The organism is Streptomyces sp. NPDC096310, assembly GCF_044763125.1.
In the GTDB taxonomy this organism is placed as follows: Bacteria; Actinomycetota; Actinomycetes; order Streptomycetales; family Streptomycetaceae; genus Streptomyces.
In genome coordinates this window covers 71,411-92,441 of record NZ_JBIWFO010000004.1, presented here as the reverse complement: position 1 = coordinate 92,441, position 21,031 = coordinate 71,411, and the positions used below count along the sequence as shown (strand labels likewise).

General features: G+C 71.7%; 16 protein-coding genes. 11 read left to right on the top strand and 5 right to left on the bottom strand.

Annotation, left to right across the window (positions count from 1 at the left end; all coding sequences use genetic code 11):
• The first annotated feature begins 222 nt into the window (after positions 1–222).
• Positions 223–1,278, top strand: coding sequence for a zinc-binding dehydrogenase (locus ACIQ7D_RS11440; protein WP_403936238.1), 1,056 nt, complete (start codon positions 223–225; stop codon positions 1,276–1,278).
• Between the two features lie 39 nt (positions 1,279–1,317).
• Here ACIQ7D_RS11440 and ACIQ7D_RS11435 read toward each other — a convergent pair whose 3' ends face one another.
• A complete protein-coding gene (locus ACIQ7D_RS11435) occupies positions 1,318–1,989 on the bottom strand; it encodes a TetR family transcriptional regulator (protein ID WP_403936236.1) in 672 nt (223 codons plus the stop codon).
• Here ACIQ7D_RS11435 and ACIQ7D_RS11430 point away from each other — a divergent pair.
• Entirely contained in the window at positions 1,972–2,847 is an 876-nt protein-coding gene (locus ACIQ7D_RS11430) for an NAD(P)-dependent alcohol dehydrogenase (protein WP_403936234.1), read from the top strand. The two genes, ACIQ7D_RS11435 and ACIQ7D_RS11430, sit on opposite strands and share 18 nt — an antisense overlap.
• A 1,997-nt stretch (positions 2,848–4,844) precedes the next feature.
• Positions 4,845–5,879: an alcohol dehydrogenase catalytic domain-containing protein gene (locus ACIQ7D_RS11425; protein ID WP_403936955.1), complete on the top strand. Its 1,035-nt coding sequence runs from the start codon at positions 4,845–4,847 to the stop codon at positions 5,877–5,879.
• A 120-nt stretch (positions 5,880–5,999) separates the two neighbouring features.
• Here the strand turns inward: ACIQ7D_RS11425 and ACIQ7D_RS11420 are convergent, their stop codons facing one another.
• The gene (locus ACIQ7D_RS11420; protein ID WP_403936232.1) at positions 6,000–7,487 is read right to left on the bottom strand and encodes a glycoside hydrolase family 16 protein; all 1,488 of its coding nucleotides are present in this window, start codon (positions 7,485–7,487) and stop codon (positions 6,000–6,002) included.
• A 216-nt stretch (positions 7,488–7,703) separates the two neighbouring features.
• Here ACIQ7D_RS11420 and ACIQ7D_RS11415 point away from each other — a divergent pair, with 216 nt between their 5' ends.
• Complete coding sequence (locus ACIQ7D_RS11415) at positions 7,704–8,108, top strand: MerR family transcriptional regulator (protein WP_403936231.1); 405 nt, start codon at positions 7,704–7,706, stop codon at positions 8,106–8,108.
• Positions 8,109–8,196: 88 nt separating this feature from the next.
• Positions 8,197–8,553 carry a thioredoxin family protein gene (locus ACIQ7D_RS11410; protein WP_403936229.1) on the top strand — a complete coding sequence of 119 codons (357 nt, stop codon included), beginning with the start codon at positions 8,197–8,199 and terminating at the stop codon, positions 8,551–8,553.
• Positions 8,554–8,635: 82 nt separating this feature from the next.
• Here the strand turns inward: ACIQ7D_RS11410 and ACIQ7D_RS11405 are convergent, their stop codons facing one another.
• On the bottom strand, positions 8,636–9,463 hold the full coding sequence (locus ACIQ7D_RS11405) for a hypothetical protein (protein WP_403936227.1): 828 nt from the start codon (positions 9,461–9,463) through the stop codon (positions 8,636–8,638).
• Positions 9,464–9,897: 434 nt separating this feature from the next.
• On the opposite strand from ACIQ7D_RS11405, the gene ACIQ7D_RS11400 reads away from it, so the two are divergent.
• The 5 genes from ACIQ7D_RS11400 (at position 9,898) to ACIQ7D_RS11380 (ending at position 16,839) form a co-directional block, all read left to right on the top strand.
• Entirely contained in the window at positions 9,898–10,662 is a 765-nt protein-coding gene (locus ACIQ7D_RS11400; protein WP_403936225.1) for a DeoR/GlpR family DNA-binding transcription regulator, read from the top strand.
• A 174-nt stretch (positions 10,663–10,836) separates the two neighbouring features.
• On the top strand, positions 10,837–12,540 hold the full coding sequence (locus ACIQ7D_RS11395; protein ID WP_403936223.1) for an amino acid permease: 1,704 nt from the start codon (positions 10,837–10,839) through the stop codon (positions 12,538–12,540).
• Between the two features lie 2 nt (positions 12,541–12,542).
• A complete protein-coding gene (locus ACIQ7D_RS11390; RefSeq protein WP_403936953.1) occupies positions 12,543–13,979 on the top strand; it encodes an FGGY family carbohydrate kinase in 1,437 nt (478 codons plus the stop codon).
• The gene (locus tag ACIQ7D_RS11385; RefSeq protein ID WP_403936221.1) at positions 13,976–15,538 is read left to right on the top strand and encodes an NAD(P)/FAD-dependent oxidoreductase; all 1,563 of its coding nucleotides are present in this window, start codon (positions 13,976–13,978) and stop codon (positions 15,536–15,538) included. Before ACIQ7D_RS11390 ends, ACIQ7D_RS11385 begins: the two co-directional genes overlap by 4 nt.
• The gene (locus tag ACIQ7D_RS11380) at positions 15,535–16,839 is read left to right on the top strand and encodes an NAD(P)/FAD-dependent oxidoreductase (RefSeq protein WP_403936219.1); all 1,305 of its coding nucleotides are present in this window, start codon (positions 15,535–15,537) and stop codon (positions 16,837–16,839) included. The genes ACIQ7D_RS11385 and ACIQ7D_RS11380 overlap by 4 nt, the downstream gene beginning before the upstream one ends.
• A gap of 117 nt (positions 16,840–16,956) precedes the next feature.
• Here the strand turns inward: ACIQ7D_RS11380 and ACIQ7D_RS11375 are convergent, their stop codons facing one another.
• Together ACIQ7D_RS11375 and ACIQ7D_RS11370 are read right to left on the bottom strand one after the other, a co-directional pair.
• On the bottom strand, positions 16,957–17,424 hold the full coding sequence (locus ACIQ7D_RS11375) for a hypothetical protein (protein ID WP_403936951.1): 468 nt from the start codon (positions 17,422–17,424) through the stop codon (positions 16,957–16,959).
• A gap of 226 nt (positions 17,425–17,650) precedes the next feature.
• Positions 17,651–18,418 carry a response regulator transcription factor gene (locus ACIQ7D_RS11370; RefSeq protein ID WP_403936217.1) on the bottom strand — a complete coding sequence of 256 codons (768 nt, stop codon included), beginning with the start codon at positions 18,416–18,418 and terminating at the stop codon, positions 17,651–17,653.
• Between the two features lie 251 nt (positions 18,419–18,669).
• On the opposite strand from ACIQ7D_RS11370, the gene ACIQ7D_RS11365 reads away from it, so the two are divergent.
• Complete coding sequence (locus ACIQ7D_RS11365; protein WP_403936215.1) at positions 18,670–21,030, top strand: HelD family protein; 2,361 nt, start codon at positions 18,670–18,672, stop codon at positions 21,028–21,030.
• The last annotated feature ends 1 nt before the right edge of the window (position 21,031 follow it).

Genomic DNA, 21,031 nt, shown 5'->3' with positions numbered 1-21,031 from the left:
GGCACCACGGCCGGGCACACGCGGACTCGCCACCGGACGGCCGGTGGCTAGAGTCTTGACGCCTCAGGACTGGACATGTCGGCACCGTAACCAGCACGCGTACGCCACGTCCACCTCATTTCCCGGGCGCACCGCCCCACCGCTCATCCTGCGGCACGACGCGGCGGCGGCTCCGGGTGGTCCAATGGGCGTCCGGGACCATCGGGAAGGTGAGTGGTGCGCGTGCGGGCCGTGGTGTTCGAGGAGTTCGGGCGGCTGCCCGAGGTACGGGACGTTCCCGACCCGGAGCCCGCACCGGCCGGTGTGGTCGTACGGGTCGAGGCGACCGGCCTGTGCCGCAGCGACTGGCACGGCTGGATGGGCCACGACGAAGGGATCGCCCTGCCCCATGTGCCCGGCCATGAACTCGCCGGGCGCGTGGTGGCGGTGGGGGCATCCGTCGCGAACTGGCGGGTGGGGGACCGGGTCACGGTCCCCTTCGTCTGCGCCTGCGGTACGTGCGCGGCCTGCGCCGCCGGTGACCAGCAGGTCTGTGAGCGCCAGGAACAGCCCGGGTTCACCTACTGGGGATCGTTCGCGGAGTACGTCGCCGTGCCCCGCGCTGACACCAACCTCGTCGCCGTCCCCGACACCCTGGAGTACGCCACGGCGGCGGCCCTCGGCTGCCGCTTCGCCACCGCCTATCGCGCCGTCGTCGCCCAGGGCCGTACCCGCCCCGGCGAATGGGTCGCGATCCATGGCTGCGGCGGGGTCGGCCTCTCCGCCGTGATGATCGCCGCGGCGGTGGGCGCACGTGTGGTCGCCGTCGATGTCGCCCCGGGCGCACTGGAGCTGGCCAGGAAGTTCGGCGCCTCGGTGTGCGTGAACGCGGCCTCCGCCCCCGATACGGCCTCCGCCGTACAGGCGGCGACGGGCGGCGGCGCGCACGTCTCCCTCGACACCCTCGGTTCGGCGGCGACCTGCGCGGCGTCCGTGCAGGGGCTGCGCACCCGGGGCCGGCACGTACAGGTCGGCCTGCTCCCGGCGGACCGTACGCCCGTACCGATGGCCCACGTCGTCGCCCGCGAACTCGAAATCCTCGGCAGCCACGGCATGGCCGCCCACGCCTACCCGGAGATGATGCGCCAGATCGACGCGGGCATCCTCCGCCCCGACCTTCTGGTGTCCACGTCCATCCCGCTGGACGCGGCCCCGGCCGCGCTGGCCGCGCTGAGCGACGGCTCGGGCGCGGGCATCACCGTCATCACTCCGCACACCGTCCCGTACATCGCCCGATAGGGCCCGGTGCGCAGGCCGCGCCGCCGCGCCGACCCGCCGTCACAGGACGAAGGCCCTGGCCACCACCTCGGCCAGCGCCTGCCGCCGCCGCTCGTGCTCGGCGGGCGGCGCGTCCTCCGCCGCCGCGCCGGACAGGCCGGCGGACGACCAGGTCAGCGCCATGGAGATCAGCAGCGCGAGCACATCCTGCGGGGCGACCGAGGCGAGGACGAGGCCGTCGCGCTGCGCCTCGCCGATCGCCCGCAGCTTGGCGGCGCCCGCCGGGGTGTTGATCCCCCGGTTCTCGGTGCTCACGCCTTCGAGCCGTGCCCATGTGACCAGCCTGACCAGCTCGGGCCGCCGGACACACTCGTCGTACAGCCCCAGGGCGTAGCCGGGGAGATCGTCGGCGGTGAACGGTACGGCGTCCACGACGGCACCGGCGTGCGCGCCGAAGACCGCGCCGAAGAGGGCGAGCTTGTCGCCGAAGTAGGCATAGAGCTGCGCCTTGTTGACGCCTGCGGCGGCCGAGATGCGGTCGACGCCGGCGCCGGCGATGCCATGGGCGGCGAAATCGGCCGTGGCCGCGTCGAGGAGACGGCGGCGCGTGGCGTCAGCACGGAGCGGATACGGGAGTACGAGCCGGCACCCCTGGGCCCGCTGGAGGTCCAGGTCGCCGTAACCCACTGCGGCGTCTGCCGCACGGACGTGGACATGATCGACGACGCACACGGCGTCACCGCATACCCGATCGTCGCGGGGCACGAGGCGGTCGGCATCGTCCAGGCCCTGGGCAGCGCGGTCGACGGCACGCGGCTCGCGATCGGGCAGCGCGTGGGCGTCGGCGCGGTCGCGGGGTCGTGCTTCGCCTGCGAATGGTGCCTCAGCGGACGGCAGTACCTCTGCCCCACCAAGGACCGGACGGTGCTCCGTGGTGAGGGAGGCGGGTTCGCCACCCAGGTACGCGCGAGCGACTGGCGGCACGTCTGTCCCCTCCCCGACGCCATCGGCTCCGCACAGGCCGCGCCCCTGCTGTGCGCGGGCGTGACGGTGTTCGCGCCCCTGCTGCGGCACGGAGTCCGCCCGACGGACCGGGTCGCCGTGGTCGGTGTGGGCGGCCTCGGCCACCTCGCGATCCAGTTCCTCGCGAAGTGGGGCTGCCACGTCACGGCCATCTCCTCGACCCCGGAGAAGGAGGCGGACGCCCGGCGCTTCGGCGCGCACGCGTTCTACGGGGCGAGCGAAGGGCTCGACCGCATCACGGAGTCGTTCGACTTCATCCTCTCGACCGCCACGGGCGACCTGCCAAGGGACGCCTACCTCGCGACCCTGCGCCCGCACGGGACACTGAGCATCGTCGGCGTCCCGCACGGCGCCATCAGCGCCGGCCCGTTGAGCCTCCTGCCGGGCGAGAAGAAACTGGTGGGCGGCATCCCCGGCTCACCGACGGAGAACCGGCAGATGCTCGACTTCGCGGCGCGCCACGGCATCGCGCCGGAGGTGGAGTCGTTCCCCGCCGCGCGCATGGACGAAGCACTCGACCACGTACGCCACGGACGCGCGCGCTACCGCGCGGTATTGGAGCTGTGACGGGAGGGAGTGGAGGCGGGGGTTTGGGGCGGGGTTGGGGTGCGTCTGTTGGGTGCGGGTTCGGGCGGTGCCTGTCGGGGTGGGCCGGGGGTGTTTCATGGCGGGCGGTCCGCCCCCTCCAGCTCTGATGATCGCGGCTCCAGGGTGCGCGTCAAGGGCGCTCCTTCGTCGCGTCGGCTTCGCCGATGTCGCTGCGCTCCACCCTTGACCCGCACCCTTGCGCCGCTGGGAGAGCTTTTTCGGGAGGGGGCGGGGGGGAAGGGTCCACTGGGAAACACGTCTGTTCCGTCGGTGGGTTGCAGGCTGCCGGGCCGGTTCGCCCTGCGGGGCACGCGGTCGTGGAGTGGGGTGGTGGCGGCTTTCGTCAAGCGTCTACCGACCGGACAGGGGTTGGGCTTCATGCCCCGCTGGTCACTGTGCGGTGGCGGGTGCGGGTTCAGGCGGTGGCCTGTCGGGATGGGGTACTGGGTGCCCGTTGTTCCATTCGTGAGTACTGAAAGCTCCGCTATCCGGGACTTTCGGTCCATGCACCCCCCTCTGGGCACCACTCCCGCCCCACACGTCACACCTGGCCCGAGGCCACCTGGCCTCTCCACCCACGGCGGGTGACCAGCGGGGCATGAGCCCCGGCCAGCATCCGGTCGGTAGACGCTTGACGAAAGCCGCCACCACCCCACACCACTGCCGCGTGCCCCGCAGGGCGAACCTGCCCGGCGGCCTGCAACCCGCCGGCGGAACAGAGGTGTTTCTCAGTGGACCCTTCCCCCCGCCCCCTCCCCTCTGCCTTTTTCAGCGGTGCAGGGGCGGGCGTCAAGGGTGGAGCGCAGCGACATCGGCGGAGCCGACGCGACGCAGGAGCGCCCTTGACGCCCGGCCCGGAACCGCGATCATCGGATCAGGGAGGGGGCGGGCCCGCGGTGCCCAACACGCCACCGGGCAGTGCACCCCTGTCAGCGGCGCCCTCATCCCGGCGGCCATCAAACGCCAGGCGCGGGCGTGGACGCGCAGGCGCCTGACGCCATCGCCCCTGCGGGGCCGCTGCGGATCGGGGGATACGCATGGGAGGAGGCCGGGGCGAGCATGAGCTCGTCGAGGCCGAGGGGGCGTAAGAGCAGTTCGAGGTGGCCGCGCAGAAGGAACACGGTGGCGCCGACCAGTAGGACCCGGCCACCCATCGGCCCGGTGCCGACGTCTCGTATGCTCCCGGCCATGAGCGACGGCCAGCTGCCGGTGAGCATGGACGCGTTCGACTGGGACGCGGTCCCGCGCTGCTCAAGCGGGCGGCGGAGGACCTGAACGTCGACAAGCCGACCTCGCGCTATCTCCTGATCAGACAGCCGAACGCGCTCTTCGGCTCGTCGGCGGGCCTGACGCTCTACCTCACGAACGCGTACGGCGGCGGCTATCTGGAGGCCGACAGCAAGGGCAGGGTCACGAAGGTGAACCCGGCGAGGTCCTGAGCTCCGGAGCGGAGCGCTCCACGGGCTCAGCTCCGACCGGCGCGCGTTGAGGAGCACGCCCAGCCGGTTGAGATGCGGTGTCGGACTCGGGCCCCCAGTGTGTGAGAGAGAGCCTTTCGTGCGAGGAGGGATGTCCCTTCCCGGGTGGTCTTTTCCTGGGAGGAAACTCTCCTCTCCACGGTGGCGTGCGAGTGCGAGCCTGGGAGCGGAACACGTGGAGACCTGCCGTACAACTGGCCGGCCGACTGGTCGGCCGGTGCCTGGATGCCGGTGAATGGACGCCGCCGAATGGGCGGCTCCGAAGGGCCGGAGAAGGAAATCGCCGGGTCGGGAATCAGGTGCGCGTACCGCCTGGCACCGCCACACCGTCGGCCGGACGTCGCGTGGTACGGGGATCCGGCGCGGTGTCCACTCCGGTCCGGCGCCGCCGATGGGCGGATACGTCCGGTGGTCGACACCACCCTCTCCTTCGACACCGCCGCCGAGGCCGCCCACGAGCCACGAGCCACGAGCACGAGAAGAAAGCGAGTCGTCCCCATGCGGGCCACCTTCATGTACAAAGCCGGCGACGTACGCGTCCAGGACGCCCCCGACCCGGTCATCGAGCAGCCCACCGACGCGATCGTGCGAGTCGTACGGTCCTGTGTGTGCGGCAGCGACCTGCACCCGTACCACACCATGACGGCCGCCGACGGGCCCGCGCCCATGGGGCACGAGTTCCTCGGCACCGTCGAGGAGGTCGGCTCCGAGGTGACCGGCCTTCACCGTGGCGACCTGGTCGTCTCGCCGTTCGCCTACGCCGACAACACCTGCGAGCTGTGTCGCGAGGGCCTGCACACCTCCTGTCCCAAGGGCGGTTTCTTCGCCGCCGGTGTCGGCGGCTGCCAGGCCGAGGCCGTCCGTGTTCCCCAGGCCCAGGGCACCCTGGTCAAGCTCCCCAACGGCGTCGACGAGGCGTTGCTGCCCGGGCTGCTGACGCTCGCGGATGTCTACGGCACCGGCTACCACGCCGCCCACCAGGCCCGGGTGCGTGACGGCGACACCGTCACCGTCATCGGGGACGGCGCCGTCGGACTGCTCGCCGTCCTGTCCGCCAAGCTGCTCGGAGCCGAACGGATCATTCTCATGGGCCGCCACAGGAGCCGTACCGACCTCGGACGCTTCTTCGGCGCCACCGATGTCGTCGCGGAACGCGGCGAGGAGGGTATCGCCAAGGTCCGCGAACTGACCGGCGGCCAGGGCAGCCGTGCCGTACTCGAAGCCGTGGGCCACATGCCCGCCTACGAGATGGCGATCGGCGCCGTCCGCCCCGGCGGCGTCATCAGCCGGGTCGGCGTCCCCCAGTACGAGGACGCCCCCGTCGGTTTCGGCAGCCTCTTCGGCCCGAACGTCACCCTCACCGGCGGCCCGGCCCCCGTACGCGCCTACATCGACGAACTGCTCCCCGCCGTCCTGGACGGCACCGTCGAACCCGGCCGTGTCTTCGACCGCACCGTCACCCTGGAGGAGACCCCCGAGGGATACCGCGCCATGGACCAGCGCGAGGCCCTGAAGGTCCTCGTCACCCCCTGACCGGTCGGGGAAACGTCGGCTCGGCGAACGCCGTACGGGTATGGGTACGGGGACGGGTACGAGTACGGTTCTTCGCCGTTCCCGTTCCCGTACCCGTACTCATTCCTGTTTGCGTTCGCGTCAGCCGAACGGGATACGTACCACCGACTGGTTGCCGATGCCGAGCGTGCTCGCGCCGTTGCCGATGGCGTTCCACACCTCGATGCGCACCTTGCCGTTGACCAGGTCGCCGTGGGATCCGGTGGCCGACTTCAGCCCCTTCGCCTGGGTGTAGTGCTCGTACCCGGCGACAGGGTCTGTGGCGAAGTACTGGTACGTCTCCGTACGGTCCCAGGTGCCGTCGCCCGTACGGTCGTAACTCACCCTCACCTGCTGGCCGTTGGCGACCGACGTGCCCGCGTCCACGAAGAGGTCGAACTGGGTGGCGCCGCCGTTGTACGTCCGGGTGATGGCGCCGGAGGTGAAGACCTGCGGGTTGTTCACCGTGCCGTCGTGGTTGGCGCCGCCGGCCGAGGCGATCGTCGCCGTGGCGGCGGAGCCGGTGGAGTCGCCGAGGCCGCCGCCCGTACGTGCGTACAGCGTGGCGGATCCGGTCGGCGGATCGGTCGGCGGATCGGTCGGCGGATCGGTGGGCGGATCGGTGGGCGGCGAGCCGCCGCCGCTGGTCCAGACGGCCACGTAGTCGACGAGCATCGGGTGGCCGGGGACGGTCTCGGCGGTCGGTGTCCGGCCGCCGAGCGCGTCGGGGAACGCACCGCCGATCGCGACGTTCAGGAGGATGAAGTACCCGGCGTGGTCGGTCATGTCGGACCAGGACGCGGCGTCCATCTGATTCTGGCTGACGGAGTGGAAGAGCTGGTCGTCCACGTACCAGCGCAGTTGGTTCGGGGTGGTCGAGCGGTCCCACTCGAAGCGGTAGGTGTGGAAGGCGGACTGGCAACTCGACCCGGGGCAGGCCCTGCTGGCGCCGAGCCCTGTTGTCTCGTTGCAGGGGCCACCCGGGTTCACACCGCAGTGCAGCACGCCCCAGACCGAGTTGAGGCCGTTGACGTTCTCCATGATGTCGAACTCACCGGTGCCCGGCCAGTTCCAGTAGTTGCCCCGGTACGGGGAGCCGAGCGCCCAGAACGCGGGCCAGTAGCCGAGCGCGGCGTTGCCCGTCACGTTCGGCATCTGGATGCGGCCCTCCATGCGCAGCGTGCCGCCCGCCGGAGCCTTGAAGTCGGCGCGCCGGGTCTCGATCCGGGCCGAGGTCCAGTTGCCCGCGCCGTCCCGCAGCGGGGTGATCCGGAGGTTGCCGTTGCCGTCGAGGCCGAGATTGCCGGGGGTCGCGGTGTAGTTCTGGATCTCGCCGGTGCCCCAGTTGGCGGGCCCGCCGGGGTAGCTGTGACCGGTGTCGATCTGCCAGTTGGCGGCGGAGGGCGAGGCGCCGGCCGCGCCGTTGAAGTCGTCGCTCCACTGGAGGGTCCAGCCGGGCGCGGGCGGGATGGCACCCTGTGCGGGACCGGCGCCGGTGACCCCGACGAAGCCCGCCAGGGCGACGACGAAGGCGATGAGCGCGGCGAGGACGGGCGTGCGGGACGTGCGTCTTATGTGGCTCGTGCTCAAGGAACACCTCCGGTACGGATGGTGCGGGGATGGGCTCAGGCGATGGTTCGGGTGACGGCTCAGGCGATGGCGCCACGAGGGATGAGAGCGCTCTCAGTGCTGTCAGTACGTCTTGTAGCGGCGCCCCGGCCGGTCGTCAATGGTCCGGACCCGCTCCCGTCCCTTCCTCGCCCGGGCTTTGCCTTGACGTCGGCGTCAAGGACTACGGTCGGCGTCATGCGCATCGGTGAGCTGGCGAAGCGGGCCGGGACCACCACCCGGGCCGTGCGGTACTACGAGTCGCGCGGGCTGCTGCCCGCCCGGCGTGCGGTGAACGGTTACCGCGCGTACGACGAGAGCGATCTGCGGCTCCTCCGGCAGATCAGGACCCTCCAGGACTTCGGGTTCGATCTTGAGGAGACGCGGCCGTTCGTCGAGTGTCTGCGCGCCGGGCATCCGGCCGGGGACTCCTGCCCCGCCTCGCTCGACGTGTACCGGCGCAAGCTGACCGAACTGGACGGCTTGATCGACCAGCTCGTTTCCGTACGGGCCCACGTGGGCGAACAGCTCGCGCGCGCCGAGGCGTTCAGGGCGGAGACGGAGCCGCTGTGCGAGATGACGGCCGTACCCGTGGACGAGTGAACGGGAACGACGGGAACGCGGCAACGACGGGAACGGCGGCGGCGAGAAATGAGCAACGAGGATGAGAAGTGAACGAAGGGGACGAGGAATGATCCAGATCGAGGGTGTCGACTCCGTGACCGACACGGACTTCGACGAGAAGGTCCTGGGGGAGGCGAGCCTGCCGGTCCTGGTGGAGTTCACCGCCGACTGGTGTCCGCCGTGCCGCCAGATCGCGCCCGTCCTGAGCGCCGTGGCCGAGGAGGAGCGTGGCCGGATCAGGATCGTCCAGCTCGACGTGGACGACAATCCGGCGACCACGGCGCGGTACGGCGTCCTCGCGATGCCGACGCTGATGGTCTTCCGCTCGGGCGAGCCGGTGAAGTCGATGGTCGGCGCCCGCGCGAAGCGCACGCTGCTGCGGGAGCTGGAGGACGTACTCCCGCCGGCCGCCCACCGGAGCTGACCGGCCCGACCACGCGATATCGGTCAGGTGACGTCGGCCAAGCGGCAGTGGTCGCAGGGGATCGACCGCGCGGCGTACCGTCTCACATGGCCGGCGGGATGAGACCGGAACTCAGCATCTCGATCAGATCCTCGGTCCCCTCGTTCTTCCGGTCGCCGTACACCTTGCGCAGATCACGTTCGGTTTTGATCGAATCCGAGGCGGATGCCGGGTTGGAGATGATCAGGCCGTTCGGCAGCGGCCTGCCGGTCATGGCCTCCCAGATGTCGGAGGCGAAGCTCGCGCAGTTGTACATCGTGAAGTTGTACTTGGCGTCCTTCCTGGCGAACGCCGCGTGGTATCCCCGCAGTACCTGTTCGAGCCCCACGCTCGCGGTTTTCTGCTCCTTGTCGCCCCCGTGCCGGTCGGGGCAGATGATCTCCCCGGGAACGCTGAGGAGGGGGGAGGGCGTCTGCGGGTAGAACCCGAACTCCGTCGAGTCGCCGAGCGGGGAGGTGACTTCGAGCCAGACGTGTCCCACCTCGCCCTCGTCGCGGAACTCGCTGCTCGTCCAGGACGCACCGGGATCGATCTTCGCCTTGACGGTCCACTTCTTGTCGCGCGCCTCCGGCGCGATCATGCCCTTACGGATCACCGTCCGTAGCGCCCTCAGGCTTTTGTGGTAGGGCAGTTGGTTGTCCGGCTCGGGCGTCTCGGTTTTGGAGGCGGACTCCGACTCCGATTCCGTCTCGGAGTCCGAATCGAAATGGAACACCGATCGTGGCTCCGCGGGCGCCGCCTCTTCCGTGGGCACGCGCTGGACGGTCGGCTGCGTGGCGGAGCTCCGTCCGTCGCCGCGCAGCATCTGTATCGCGACGGCGTTGCCCGCGGTGGACTGGACGTAGGACAGAGCGGCCGGATCGGAGGGCATCGTCCGCGGACCGGACGACGGCTCCGGGGACAGGGCGCGGGCGGGAGGCCGGGCGCGTCCACGCCCTCCGTGCCTTCCGTCGCCCTGTATTTCTTCGCGGGTGTGCCTCGATGCTCTCATCTCGCCCTCACCCTTACCGACGGGCGACGCCCGGGGGAACGGTCGCCCGTACCTCCCTGAGGGCAACCCCTCTGCCCGAAGGGACGCTCCCTTCTCCTGTGCCGAGATGCCGAGATGCCGAGATGCCGAGATGCCGGGGTGCCGAGGTGCCGGGGTGTAGGTGTGCCGCGATCGCCGGGGTGCTGTGCCCCCTATGAGATTAATTCATGGTTACGAGGCGCCAGTTGGGCTGTACGAGCCTTGACGTGCGTCGACGGCGCCCTCCACACTCTTCCTCGTGAACGGTCAGCAATCCACAGGAACGGGCATTCGCCGTGCTGCCAGCTGAGCGGCATCGCCGTATTTGTGAGGCGTTGCGCGCCCAGCGAATCGTCTCCACGGAGGACTTCTCCCGCATGCTGGACGTCTCCCAGGAGACGGTCCGCCGCGATCTGGTCACCCTCGAACGCCGCGGCCTGCTGGTGCGGGTGCACGGCGGGGCGACCAACACGGCGGGCGGGTTCGGCGAGGAAGCGCCGTTCGACGAGCGGTCCGGGATGGACCGGCGGGCCAAGGTGGCCATCGGGGCCGCCGCGGCGGCGCTGATACGTCCGGGCCAGACCGTGGTGATCGACATCGGGACGACGGCGGTGGAGGTGGCCCGCGCGCTCCCCGCCGACCATCGCGGCATCGTCGCCACGTGCTCGCTGCTGGTGGCCGCCGAACTGGCCGGCCGCCCGCATGTCGAAGTCCTGGTCAGCGGCGGCCGTTTGCGATCGGGCGATCTCGCCTGTTCCAACGCGCAGGCGCTGGCGTTCTTCGCGGACATCCGCGCCGATGTGGCGTTCCTCGGCTCCGGCGGGGTGGACGCCTCGGCCGGGCTGACGGACTTCCACCTCGACGAGGTGGCCACGCGGCGGGTGATGCTCGCCAACACCGTCCGCTCGTACATCCTCGCGGATTCCAGCAAGTTCGGCCGCGTGGCGCCGTACCGCGTCTGCGGTCTGGAGGATGTCGACGGGCTGATCACCGATGCCCGTCCCTCCCCGACGCTGGAATCGGGCATGGAGCGCTCCGGTGGTGTGGTCGTCGTCGCCTAGGGCGGAATGCGGAATGCGGACAACGCGCGCGCATGCGGTCGACGCGAGTATCCGCGGAACCAGCGCCGAACGCATGCGGAACCCCCGAGTACCTGCGGAAAAGCGGTCAGGTGACGCGGCTACGTCACCTGACCATGACCGAAATCCCCACCTATCAACGTAAAGGAGTCGATCGTGCCCCAGTCTCCCACACCGGCGGAAAACGCTGCGGTGTCCCCTCTCACCCCCGGCGCATCCACAAGAACTGACGGAAACGCCGCCGCGTCGGTTGCGTCCTCCGCGACCCCCGCCGGTTCGGCCGCCTCGGCCACGGACACCGGGAGCGCCGACCCGGCCACCGCCGCCGCGGTCGCCGCCGCGTCCGCCGTGGACGGCCATGCCACCGGCTACAAGCCGCAGTTCGCCCGTACGCTCAGCCGCTTCGAGTCGTTCGCCGTCGCCTTCTCCTTCATCTCCATCACCACCGGCCTCTTCACCACCTACGGCACGGTGCTGGGTTCGGCGGGCCCCGCCGGCATCTGGACCTGGCCCCTGGTCACCCTCGGCACCGTCCTCGTCGCCCTCGTGTACGGCATGCTCGCCAGCCGTATCCCGATCTCCGGCTACAGCTACCAGTGGGCCAGCCGGCTCGCCTCACCCGTGCTGGGCTGGTGGTTCGGCTGGGTGTCGTTCGCGTTCCTCGCGATCGTCGTCGTCGCGGTCGACTACGGGCTGACGCAGGTCGCGCTCTTCCCGCTGTTCGACATCACGTACACCGCGACCGGCGGCGCCATCGGCACCGTCGTCGTCCTGCTCCTCCAGATGTCGCTGATCATCTGGTCGACCCCCATCACCACCAAGGTCAACAACATGGCGGTGGGCGCCGAGGTGATCGCCATGGTCGGGCTGACCGTGCTGATCGCGGGCGCCGTCCTCTTCTTCGGCAAGGGCGACTGGAGCAATCTCGGCTCGTACGGCACGATCCCGGCGGACGGGTACTACGGCTTCCTCGGCCCGTTCATGCTCTCCGCGCTGCTCGGCGCCTTCACCCTGGTCGGCTGGGAGTCCGCCGCCAACCTCGCCGAGGAGACGCACAACCCCAAGAAGGTCGTCCCGCAGGCCATGGTCCGCGCCATCCTGCTCAGCGGCGGCATCGGCATGCTCTTCCTCATCGTGATCACCGCGGGCGTCGGTGACAACGTCGCCGCGCTCACCGCCGACTCGGCGCCCGTCGCCTCCATCATCGAGTCGACCGTCGGCGGCGCCGTGGCCACCGCCATGCTGGTCGTCGTCTGCATCGCCATCTTCGCCTGCGGCCTGGTCATCATGGTGAGCAACAGCCGCCTCGTGCACTCCATGGCCCGTGACGGACGCCTGCCGTTCTCCGAGACGCTCAGCCAGGTGCCCCGTCCCACCGGCGGCCCGACCTGGGCCACCCTGACCGTCGCCCTCGCGTCCATCGCCATCGTCGCGGTCTTCTCCGGCAACGCCGACGCGCTGCCGCAGCTCCTCGGCGCGGGCACACTGATGCCCGCCATCCTGTACGCGGGAACGGTCACGCTCTTCATCTTCACCCGCCGTACGTACACACCCGCCCCGGGCGACTTCCAGCTCGGCAAGTGGGAGAAGCCGGTCGTGGCGGGGGCGGTGATCTGGCTCGTCCTGGAACTCTGCATCTTCATGATCCCGTCCGACTTCCGCGGCGCCCAGCAGTACGCCCTGGCCACCCTGGTGGTCGGCGGTCTGCTCTTCGCGTCCGTCTGGTTCACCCGCCGCGAGAAGCTGGTGCAGCAGCCCAGCCTGGACGGCGAGGGGCTGATCGGCGACGAACTGCCCGCCGACGCCGGCGCCAAGGCCGACGCCGGCACGACACCCCGTCCGGAGGCCGACTCGCTGTGACCGTGCTCGCCATCGATCAGGGAACGTCGGGGACCAAGGCCCTCGTCGTCGACCCGGCGGACGGTGTCGTCGCCGTCGCCGAGGTGCCCGTCACCCCCGTCCACCTGCCCGGTGGCGGCGTCGAGCAGGACCCCCAGCAGTTGCTGGCCTCCGTCCTGGAAGCCGGCCGGCAGGCCGTCGACCGGGCCGGGGGCCGCCCCCTGCGGGCCGTCGCCCTCGCCAACCAGGGCGAGACGGTCCTCGCCTGGGACCGGCGCACCGGACGGCCCCTCTCCCCGGCCATCGTCTGGCAGGACCGCAGGTCGGAGCCGCTGTGCACGGACCGCGCCGACGCCAGGGAGTGGGTGGCACAGCGTACGGGGCTGGTCCTCGACCCGTACTTCTCCGCCCCCAAGATGGCCTGGCTGCGGGAGAACCTGACCAGGGACGGCGTGGTCACCACCACCGACACCTGGCTGGTGCACCAGCTCACCGGTGCCTTCGTCACCGACGCGTCGACCGCCAGCCGCTCGCTGCTGCTCTCGATCGACGCCGTCGACTGGGACCCGGAGCTGACCGCGCTGTTCGGGCTCGACGGGGAGGAGCTGCCCCGTATCGTCGCGTGCGACGAGATCGTCGGTACGACGGACGCGTTCGGCGGGCAGCGGCTGCCGCTGGCCGGGCTGATCGTCGACCAGCAGGCCGCCCTCTTCGCGGAGGGCTGCCTCGCCCCGGCCACCGCCAAGTGCACGTACGGCACCGGCGCCTTCCTCCTCGCCCACACCGGCGACACCGCCCTGCGCTCCACCTCCGGACTCACCTCGTCCGTGGCGTGGCGGGCGCGCGGCGAGACCCCGTACTGCGTGGACGGGCAGGTCTACACCGCCGCCTCCGCGGTGCGCTGGCTCCAGGACCTGGGCTTCGTCGCGAGCGCCGCCGATCTCGACCGGGTGGCGGCGAGCGACGCGGCGGGCGTCCTGTGCGTACCGGCCCTCGCCGGGCTCGCCGCGCCGTGGTGGCGCCCCGACGCCACCGCCTCGCTCACCGGTATGACACTCTCGACCCGGCGGGAACACCTCGTCACCGCCGTGCTCCAGGGCATCGCCGCCCAGGTCGCCGAGGTGGCCCGGCTGGTCGCCGCCGACCTGGGGGCCCCGCTGACCCGGCTGCGCGCCGACGGAGGTCTCACCCGGTGCGGGACACTGATGCAGGCGCAGGCCGACCTCGCCCGGATGCCCGTCGACGTCTACTCGTCGCCGCACGCCACGGCGCTCGGCGCGGCGGCGATGGCGCGGCTGGCGGTCGAGCCCGGACTGAGCCTCGAACAGGCGGTACCGGAGTGGACGCCCGGCACCACCTACGAACCCCGCTGGTCCGAGGACCGGGCACAGGAGTTCCGCGCCCGCTGGCTGGCGGCGGTGGACGCGACTGTGCCACCGGCCGCAGGAGGAACCGTATGACCGACCACAACAAGCCACCGGCCGGCACCCTCTACGACGTCGCCGTCATCGGCGCCGGGGTGGTGGGCTCCGCCATCGCGCGCGAACTGGCGGGGCACACGCTCTCCGTGGCGCTGCTCGACGCCCGCGACGACGTCGGCGACGGCACCAGCAAGGCCAACACCGCCATCCTGCACACGGGGTTCGACGCCAAGCCCGGCACCCTCGAATCCCGACTGGTCCGGCGCGGCTGCACACTGCTGTCCGCGTACGCCGAAGCCACCGGCATCCCCGTCGAACGCACCGGGGCGCTCCTCGTCGCCTGGACGCGGGAGGAGCTGGACGCCCTCCCCGGGCTGCGGGAGAAAGCCGTCGCCAACGGCTACGAGCACTGCGAACCCGTCACCGCCGAGGAGGTCTACCGCCAGGTCCCGGCGCTCGGCCCCGGCGCGCTGGGCGGCCTCACCGTCCCCGACGAGTCGATCATCTGCACCTGGACGACCACCCTGGCGCTGGCGACCGACGCCCAGGCGCGCGGCGCACGGGTGCTCCTCGGCCACCGGGTGGAGTCCGTACGGCAGAACGCCGCCGACGGCGCGCACAGCGGTACGGGACCGACGACCACGCTGCTCACCTCGCGCGGCCCCGTCACCGCCCGCTGGGTGGTCAACGCGGCCGGCCTGGGCGCGGACGTCCTGGACGGGCTCTTCGGCCACCGGCGGTTCACCGTCACCCCGCGCCGCGGCGAACTCCTCGTCTACGACAAGCTGGCCCGGCCGCTCGCGGACCGGATCGTGCTGCCGGTGCCCAGCAAGGCCGGCAAGGGCGTGCTGATCAGCCCCACCATCTACGGCAATGTCATGCTCGGCCCCACCGCCGAGGACCTGACGGACCGCACCGACACCGGAACCTCCGAGTCCGGCTTCGCCTTCCTCCTCGACAAGGGCGCCCGGCTGATGCCCACGCTCCTGGAGGAGGAGGTGACCGCCTCGTACGCGGGGCTGCGCGCCGCCATCGACCACGGGGACTACCTGATCGAGCCGGACCCGGACCGGCGCTATCTGCTGGTCGGCGGGATCCGCTCCACCGGCCTCACCGCGTCGCTCGCCATCGCGGAGCATGTACGGGACGTCCTCGCCGGGGCCGGTCAGACCCTGGAGCCGCGCGCCGATCTGCCGGGACCGCCCACGATGCCCAACCTGGGCGAGGCGTTCACCCGGCCGTACCAGGACGCGGCGCTCATCGCCGAGGACGGCGCCTACGGACGCGTCGTCTGCTTCTGCGAGCGGGTCACCGAGGGCGAGATCAGGGACGCCTTCAACTCCCCGCTGCCGCCCGCCGGACTCGACGGGCTGCGCCGCCGCACCCGCGTGATGAACGGACGCTGCCAGGGCTTCTACTGCGGGGCACGGACGGAGGCCCTGCTCGCCGAGCACGGCACGACCGCGCCGGGCGCCGGATGCGCCACACGGCAGCCATCGGCGCCGCCGGAGTCACCGGAGCCGCAGACACCAGCCCACTCGGGGCAGGAGCAGTCGGCGCGGGACCAGTCCGCGCAGGACCAGGAGGCATCCACATGACCACGCCCCTTCCCGGCGCCGGTACACCAGCGGCCTCCCGCGCGGCCTCCCCGGCCGCCGCCACCGACGTGCTCACCCCCGACGTCGTGATCGTCGGCGCGGGCCCGGCCGGTCTCACCGCCGCCGCCGAACTCGCCCCGCACCTGCGCGGCGGCGTACTCGTCCTGGACCGCGAACCGGCGGCCGGCGGCATCCCCCGCCACAGTGACCACACCGGTTACGGCGTCCGCGACCTCAAGCGGTGTGTCACCGGCCCCGCGTACGCCCGTACGCTCGTCGGCCGCGCCCATCTGGCCGGGGCGGCCATCCGGACCGAGGCCACCGTCACGGGCTGGGCGGGGGACCGTTCGCTCGATGTGACCACGCCGCAGGGGCGAGTACGGGTCGACGCGCGCGCGGTCGTCCTCGCCACCGGCGCCCGGGAGCGGCCCCGTTCCGCGCGGCTCATCCCGGGGGACCGGCCCGCCGGTGTCCACACCACCGGGCAGCTCCAGAACCTCGTGCACCTGCACCACCGCGAGGTCGGACGGCGCGCCGTCGTGGTCGGCGCGGAGCTGGTGAGCTGGTCCGCCGTACTCACCCTGCGCGAGGCGGGATGCCGTACGGAGCTGATGACCACCACGTACCCGGTGCCCGACTCGTACGCCGCGTTCCATCTGCCGGGGCGGGCCCTGCTGGGGGTCCCGGTGGCGACCGGCACGCGGGTCACCCGGATCATCGGCCACGGCAGGCTGCGGGCTGTGGAGATCGAGGAGATCGCCACCGGCCGGCGCCGTACCGTCGCGTGCGACACCCTGATTCTCACCGGTGACTGGATCCCCGACCACGAACTCGCGCGCTCCGCCGGGCTCGACATCGCCCCGGGGACGAAGGGGCCGCTGGTGGACACCGCGCTGCGGACCAGCCGCTCCGGGGTGTTCGCCGCCGGGAACCTGCTGCACCCGGTCGACACGGCCGACATCGCCGCGCTGGACGGGCGCCATGTGGCCCGGCAGGTACGGCTCTGGCTGGACGGTCTCGTCCCGGCCGCCGTCACTGTGCCGATCGTCGCCGACGAGCCGTTCCGCTGGGTGGCACCCGGGCTGCTGAGGGTCGGCGACCCGGCGCCGCCGCGCGGCCGTCTGCTGCTCTGGACGGACCGGCTGGTCCGCGCGCCCCGGGTGACGGTCCGCCAGGGCTCCCGGGTCCTCAACCAGCGGATGGTGCCCTGGCCGGCGTCGCCGGGACGGGTCTTCCGCGTGCCGTGGAATCTGCTGAGGGGTATCGACCCGAAGAACGGGCCCGTACGGATCGGACTGTGAATTCGCTTCCCGGATTCTGCTGAGAATGCGCTCACGCCTCCTGCGGCGGACCCACAGCTCCTGTCGATTCCCCGTTCAGAAAGCGAGCAGAACGAATTGGGGGAATTCCATGAGCGGCTACTTGCTCAGTACGTTCGCACCCACGATGAGGAACCCGAGCAGCATGTCCACCCCGCCGGCCCGGCAGGACGAGGCCCACCCGCGCCCGGCGGCGCGCGCCGCCCACAGTCCCCATCCGAACAGCGCGACCGTGTTGATGAGCAGCGCGGCTTCGATCGCGGCGTCCTCGCTCCACCAGCCCCCGTACGCGCCGAGCAGCACGGCCACCGTCGGCACCACGGCGGCCACCAGCGGCCACTCGGTCAGCACCGACCGCGCGGTGCTGGTGGTGACCGTGGTCTCGCCGGCCGTACGGTGCGCGATGGCGTGCGCGTAGCCGTGCGCCGCCGCCGAGGCGAGGGCCGCCAGCAGCACCCACACCGCGTCGTACCCGGGATCCGGCCGCCCGCTGTCGTGATCCAGGGCCGCCACCAGCACGCTGGCCAGTACGGTCCCGTACACCCCGCCGAACAGCAGGCGTTGCAGGGGCTCTTGGCGGCGCCGGGGCGGGAGGGGGAGTGAAGCACTGGACACGGGGCCGCCTCTCGGAGGGTGAGAACGGGACGGGGCACGGCACAGCCTGCGGAACCACCCGCTCCGGAGATGTAACAGCATGCGACGCCGGCCGCGGGGCAGGCGCTCCCGCCGGGGCGGCGCCCGTGCCCGTGCCGGGATACGGGAGGACGGGATACGGGAGGACGGGATGCCGGGGTCAGCCGGCCCGCCGGGACTCCAGTGCTCCCGCGCGCAGTACGTATCCCACGCCGCGCACGGTGTGCAGCAGCCGGGGCAGACCGCCCGCCTCCGTCTTGCGGCGCAGGTACATCACGTACACGTCGAGCGTGTTGGAGGCGGGCTCGAAGCCGAGCCCCCATACGGCGCGCACGATCGCCGGCCGGGGGAGCACCTGGCGCGGGTGGGAGACGAAGAGCTTCAGCAGCGCGTACTCGGTCCTGGTGAGGTCCAGCCGGCGCCCGGCGCGGGTGGCGTGCCGGGTGCGCGCGTCGAGGGTGAGGTCCTCGTAGAGGAGCCGTTCCTGGGCGGTGGTCGCGGGGGTCGCCGTGTCCGTCGCCGTACCGCCGCCGTCGCAGGTGTCGTACGCGGCGTACGCGCTCCGGCGCAGCAGCGCCCTGACCCGCGCGAGCAGTTCCTCCGGTGCGAACGGTTTCGTCAGGTAGTCGTCGGCGCCGTTGTCGAGCCCGACGATACGGTCGCCGACGGAGCCGCGCGCGGTGACCATCATGATGGGGACGGTGTCGCCGCTCGCGCGGATACGGCGCGCGGCGGCCAGTCCGTCGAGGCCCGGCATGGCGATGTCGAGGAGGATGGCGTCGTACGGCAGCTCCTGCGCGGCCCGGAGGGCTTCGAGGCCGTTCTCCGCGGTGGCGACGGCATACCCCTCGGACGTCAGGGTCCGCTCCAGGGCGTCGCGCACCGCGCGCTCGTCGTCCACGACCAGGATCCGGGCGGTGGTGTGCATACGCGCCAGTCTCGCCCACGAGTCTGTGTGCGGGCCGGGCCCGGCGTGGGAGCGAGCTGGGAAGCCGGTCGGCGCGGGAAATACCGCATAAAAATACCCCGCTACCGAATTGACGGCCGGGGTGCGACTCTGGGTATATTCATTGTTTCCATGTCTCACGCGCACCAATGGGCGGGAGCGGGAGATCAGTTCATCAAGAATCAGCGTATCGGACAGGGGCTGAATTGTCAACCGAGGAATCATCCGAGGAATTGCGGAACGAGCAGCAATTCGTTTCCCTCCTCTATGACCGGCTCGACGCTCTGAGGGAGCAGGCCGAATCGGCGATGGACGCGTCGGTGGGCCAGGTCAGCACCGTACGGCAGGCCAGGGTCGAGCGGGACGTCAGCGTCGCGGAGTACGCCGGCCGTATGTCCACCCTGAACGCGGTGGAGTCGGGCCTGTGCTTCGGCCGGATCGACCTCCACGGCCGGAGCACCGAGGGCGTGGACCCCGAGGGCCGGGACGAGGACGGGGACGGGGGCGAGGACCCGGAGACCCGCGCCACCGTGACCCACCACATCGGGCGTATCGGCATGCGCCGTGACGACTCCGAGCGGACCCCGCTGCTGATCGACTGGCGGGCCCCGGTGGCGCGCCCCTTCTACCTCGCCACCGGCCACACCCCGATGGGGCTGCGCCGCAGGCGTCACATCACCACCCAGGGGCGCACGGTCACCGCGCTGCACGACGAGATCATGGATCTCAGCGACACCACCCGCACCGGGTACGAGGACCCGGACGGCGACGCCGTCCTCCTCTCGGCGCTCAACTCCGCGCGCACGGGCCGGATGAGTGACATCGTCCAGACCATCCAGGCCGAGCAGGACCGCATCATCCGCGCCCCGCACCGAGGCGTGCTGGTCGTCGAGGGCGGTCCCGGCACCGGCAAGACCGCCGTCGCGCTGCATCGTGCCGCGTACCTCCTCTACGCCTATCGCGAGCAGCTCGCCCGCCGCGCCGTGCTGATCGTCGGCCCGAACCCGGCCTTTCTCGGCTATATCGGCGAGGTGCTGCCCTCGCTCGGCGAGACCGGCGTGCTGCTGGCGACGACCGGCGAGCTGTTCCCCGGTGTGCACGCCACCGGTACGGACACTACGGAAGCCGCCGAGGTCAAGGGCCGGGTGACGATGGCGCGGGTCCTGGCCGAGGAGCTGAGGGACCGGCAGACCCTGCCGGACCCCGTCATGGAGATCCCGCACGAGGAGTACGGCATCCTGCCGCTGGACCGCGCCACGGCGGACGAGGCCAGGCAGCGCGCCCGCGACACCGGTCTGCCGCACAACCTGGCGCGGCCCACCTTCGCCTTCCGGATCATCGACGCGCTCACCGCGCAGCTCGCGGAGCGGATCGGCGCCGACCCGCTCGGCGGCGACAACCTCCTCGAACCGGCGGATGTCGCCCAGCTCGGCAAGGAGGTCGCCACCAGCCGCGATGTCCAGGCCGCGATCGACGCGCTCTGGCCGAGCCTCACCCCGGAGCGGTTCGTCGCGGACGTCCTGGCGGCGCCGGTACGGCTCGACGCGCGCGACGCCGCCGCCGTACGCCGCCCCGGCCCCCGGACCGGCGCGGACGCCCGGATCGACTGGACCCCCGCCGATGTGCCGCTGCTCGACGAGGCGGCGGAACTCCTCGGCGAGGACGACGCGGCGGCCCGCGCGGCGGCGGCGCTGGAGCGACAGGAGCGCATCGCCTACGCGCAGGGCGTGCTGGAGCTGTCGTACGGCTCCCGTACGCAGGAGTTCGAGGACGTGGACGACGAGGACTCGGAGGTCCTGGCGGCGCACGACATCATCGACGCCGAGCGGTTCGCGGAGCGTCACGAGGAGACCGACACCCGCAGCGCCGCCGAGCGGGCCGCCGCCGACCGCACCTGGGCGTTCGGCCATATCGTCGTGGACGAGGCGCAGGAACTCTCCGCGATGGCCTGGCGGTTGCTGATGCGCCGCTGCCCGAGCCGGTCCATGACCCTGGTCGGCGATCCGGCCCAGACGGGCGACGCGGCGGGCTGCGACTCCTGGGCCCAGATCCTGGAGCCGTACGTCCAGCGGCGCTGGGAGCTGACGAAGCTCGGCGTCAACTACCGCACGCCCAGTGAGATCATGGAGGTCGCGGCCGAGGTACGGCGGCTCGCGGACCCGCTCTTCGAGCCGCCGACGTCCGTGCGCTCGACGGGCACAGGACCGGTCGTACGCGCCGTGGACCAGGCCGAACTGGCCCGTACGGCTGCCCGGTTGACGACGGAGCGCCCGGGATCCGACCCCGGTACGGGCCGGCTCGCGGTGATCGCCCCGTCGTCGCTCCTGCCCGCCCTGGCGGCCGAACTCCCCGACGCCTCCTGGGGAGTCGCCCCCGATCTGACCCGGCCGGTGGTCCTCCTCGACCCGCGTCAGGCGAAGGGCCTGGAGTTCGACACGGTGATCGTCGTGGACCCGGAGGCCATCCTGGACGGCTCCCCGCGCGGCACGAACGACCTGTACGTGGCGCTGACGCGGGCGACGCAGCGGCTCGGGATCGTCAGGGACAGGGCGGTGCCCTCACGGCTCAAGACGGCCTCGGAGGCGCGGGCCTGAC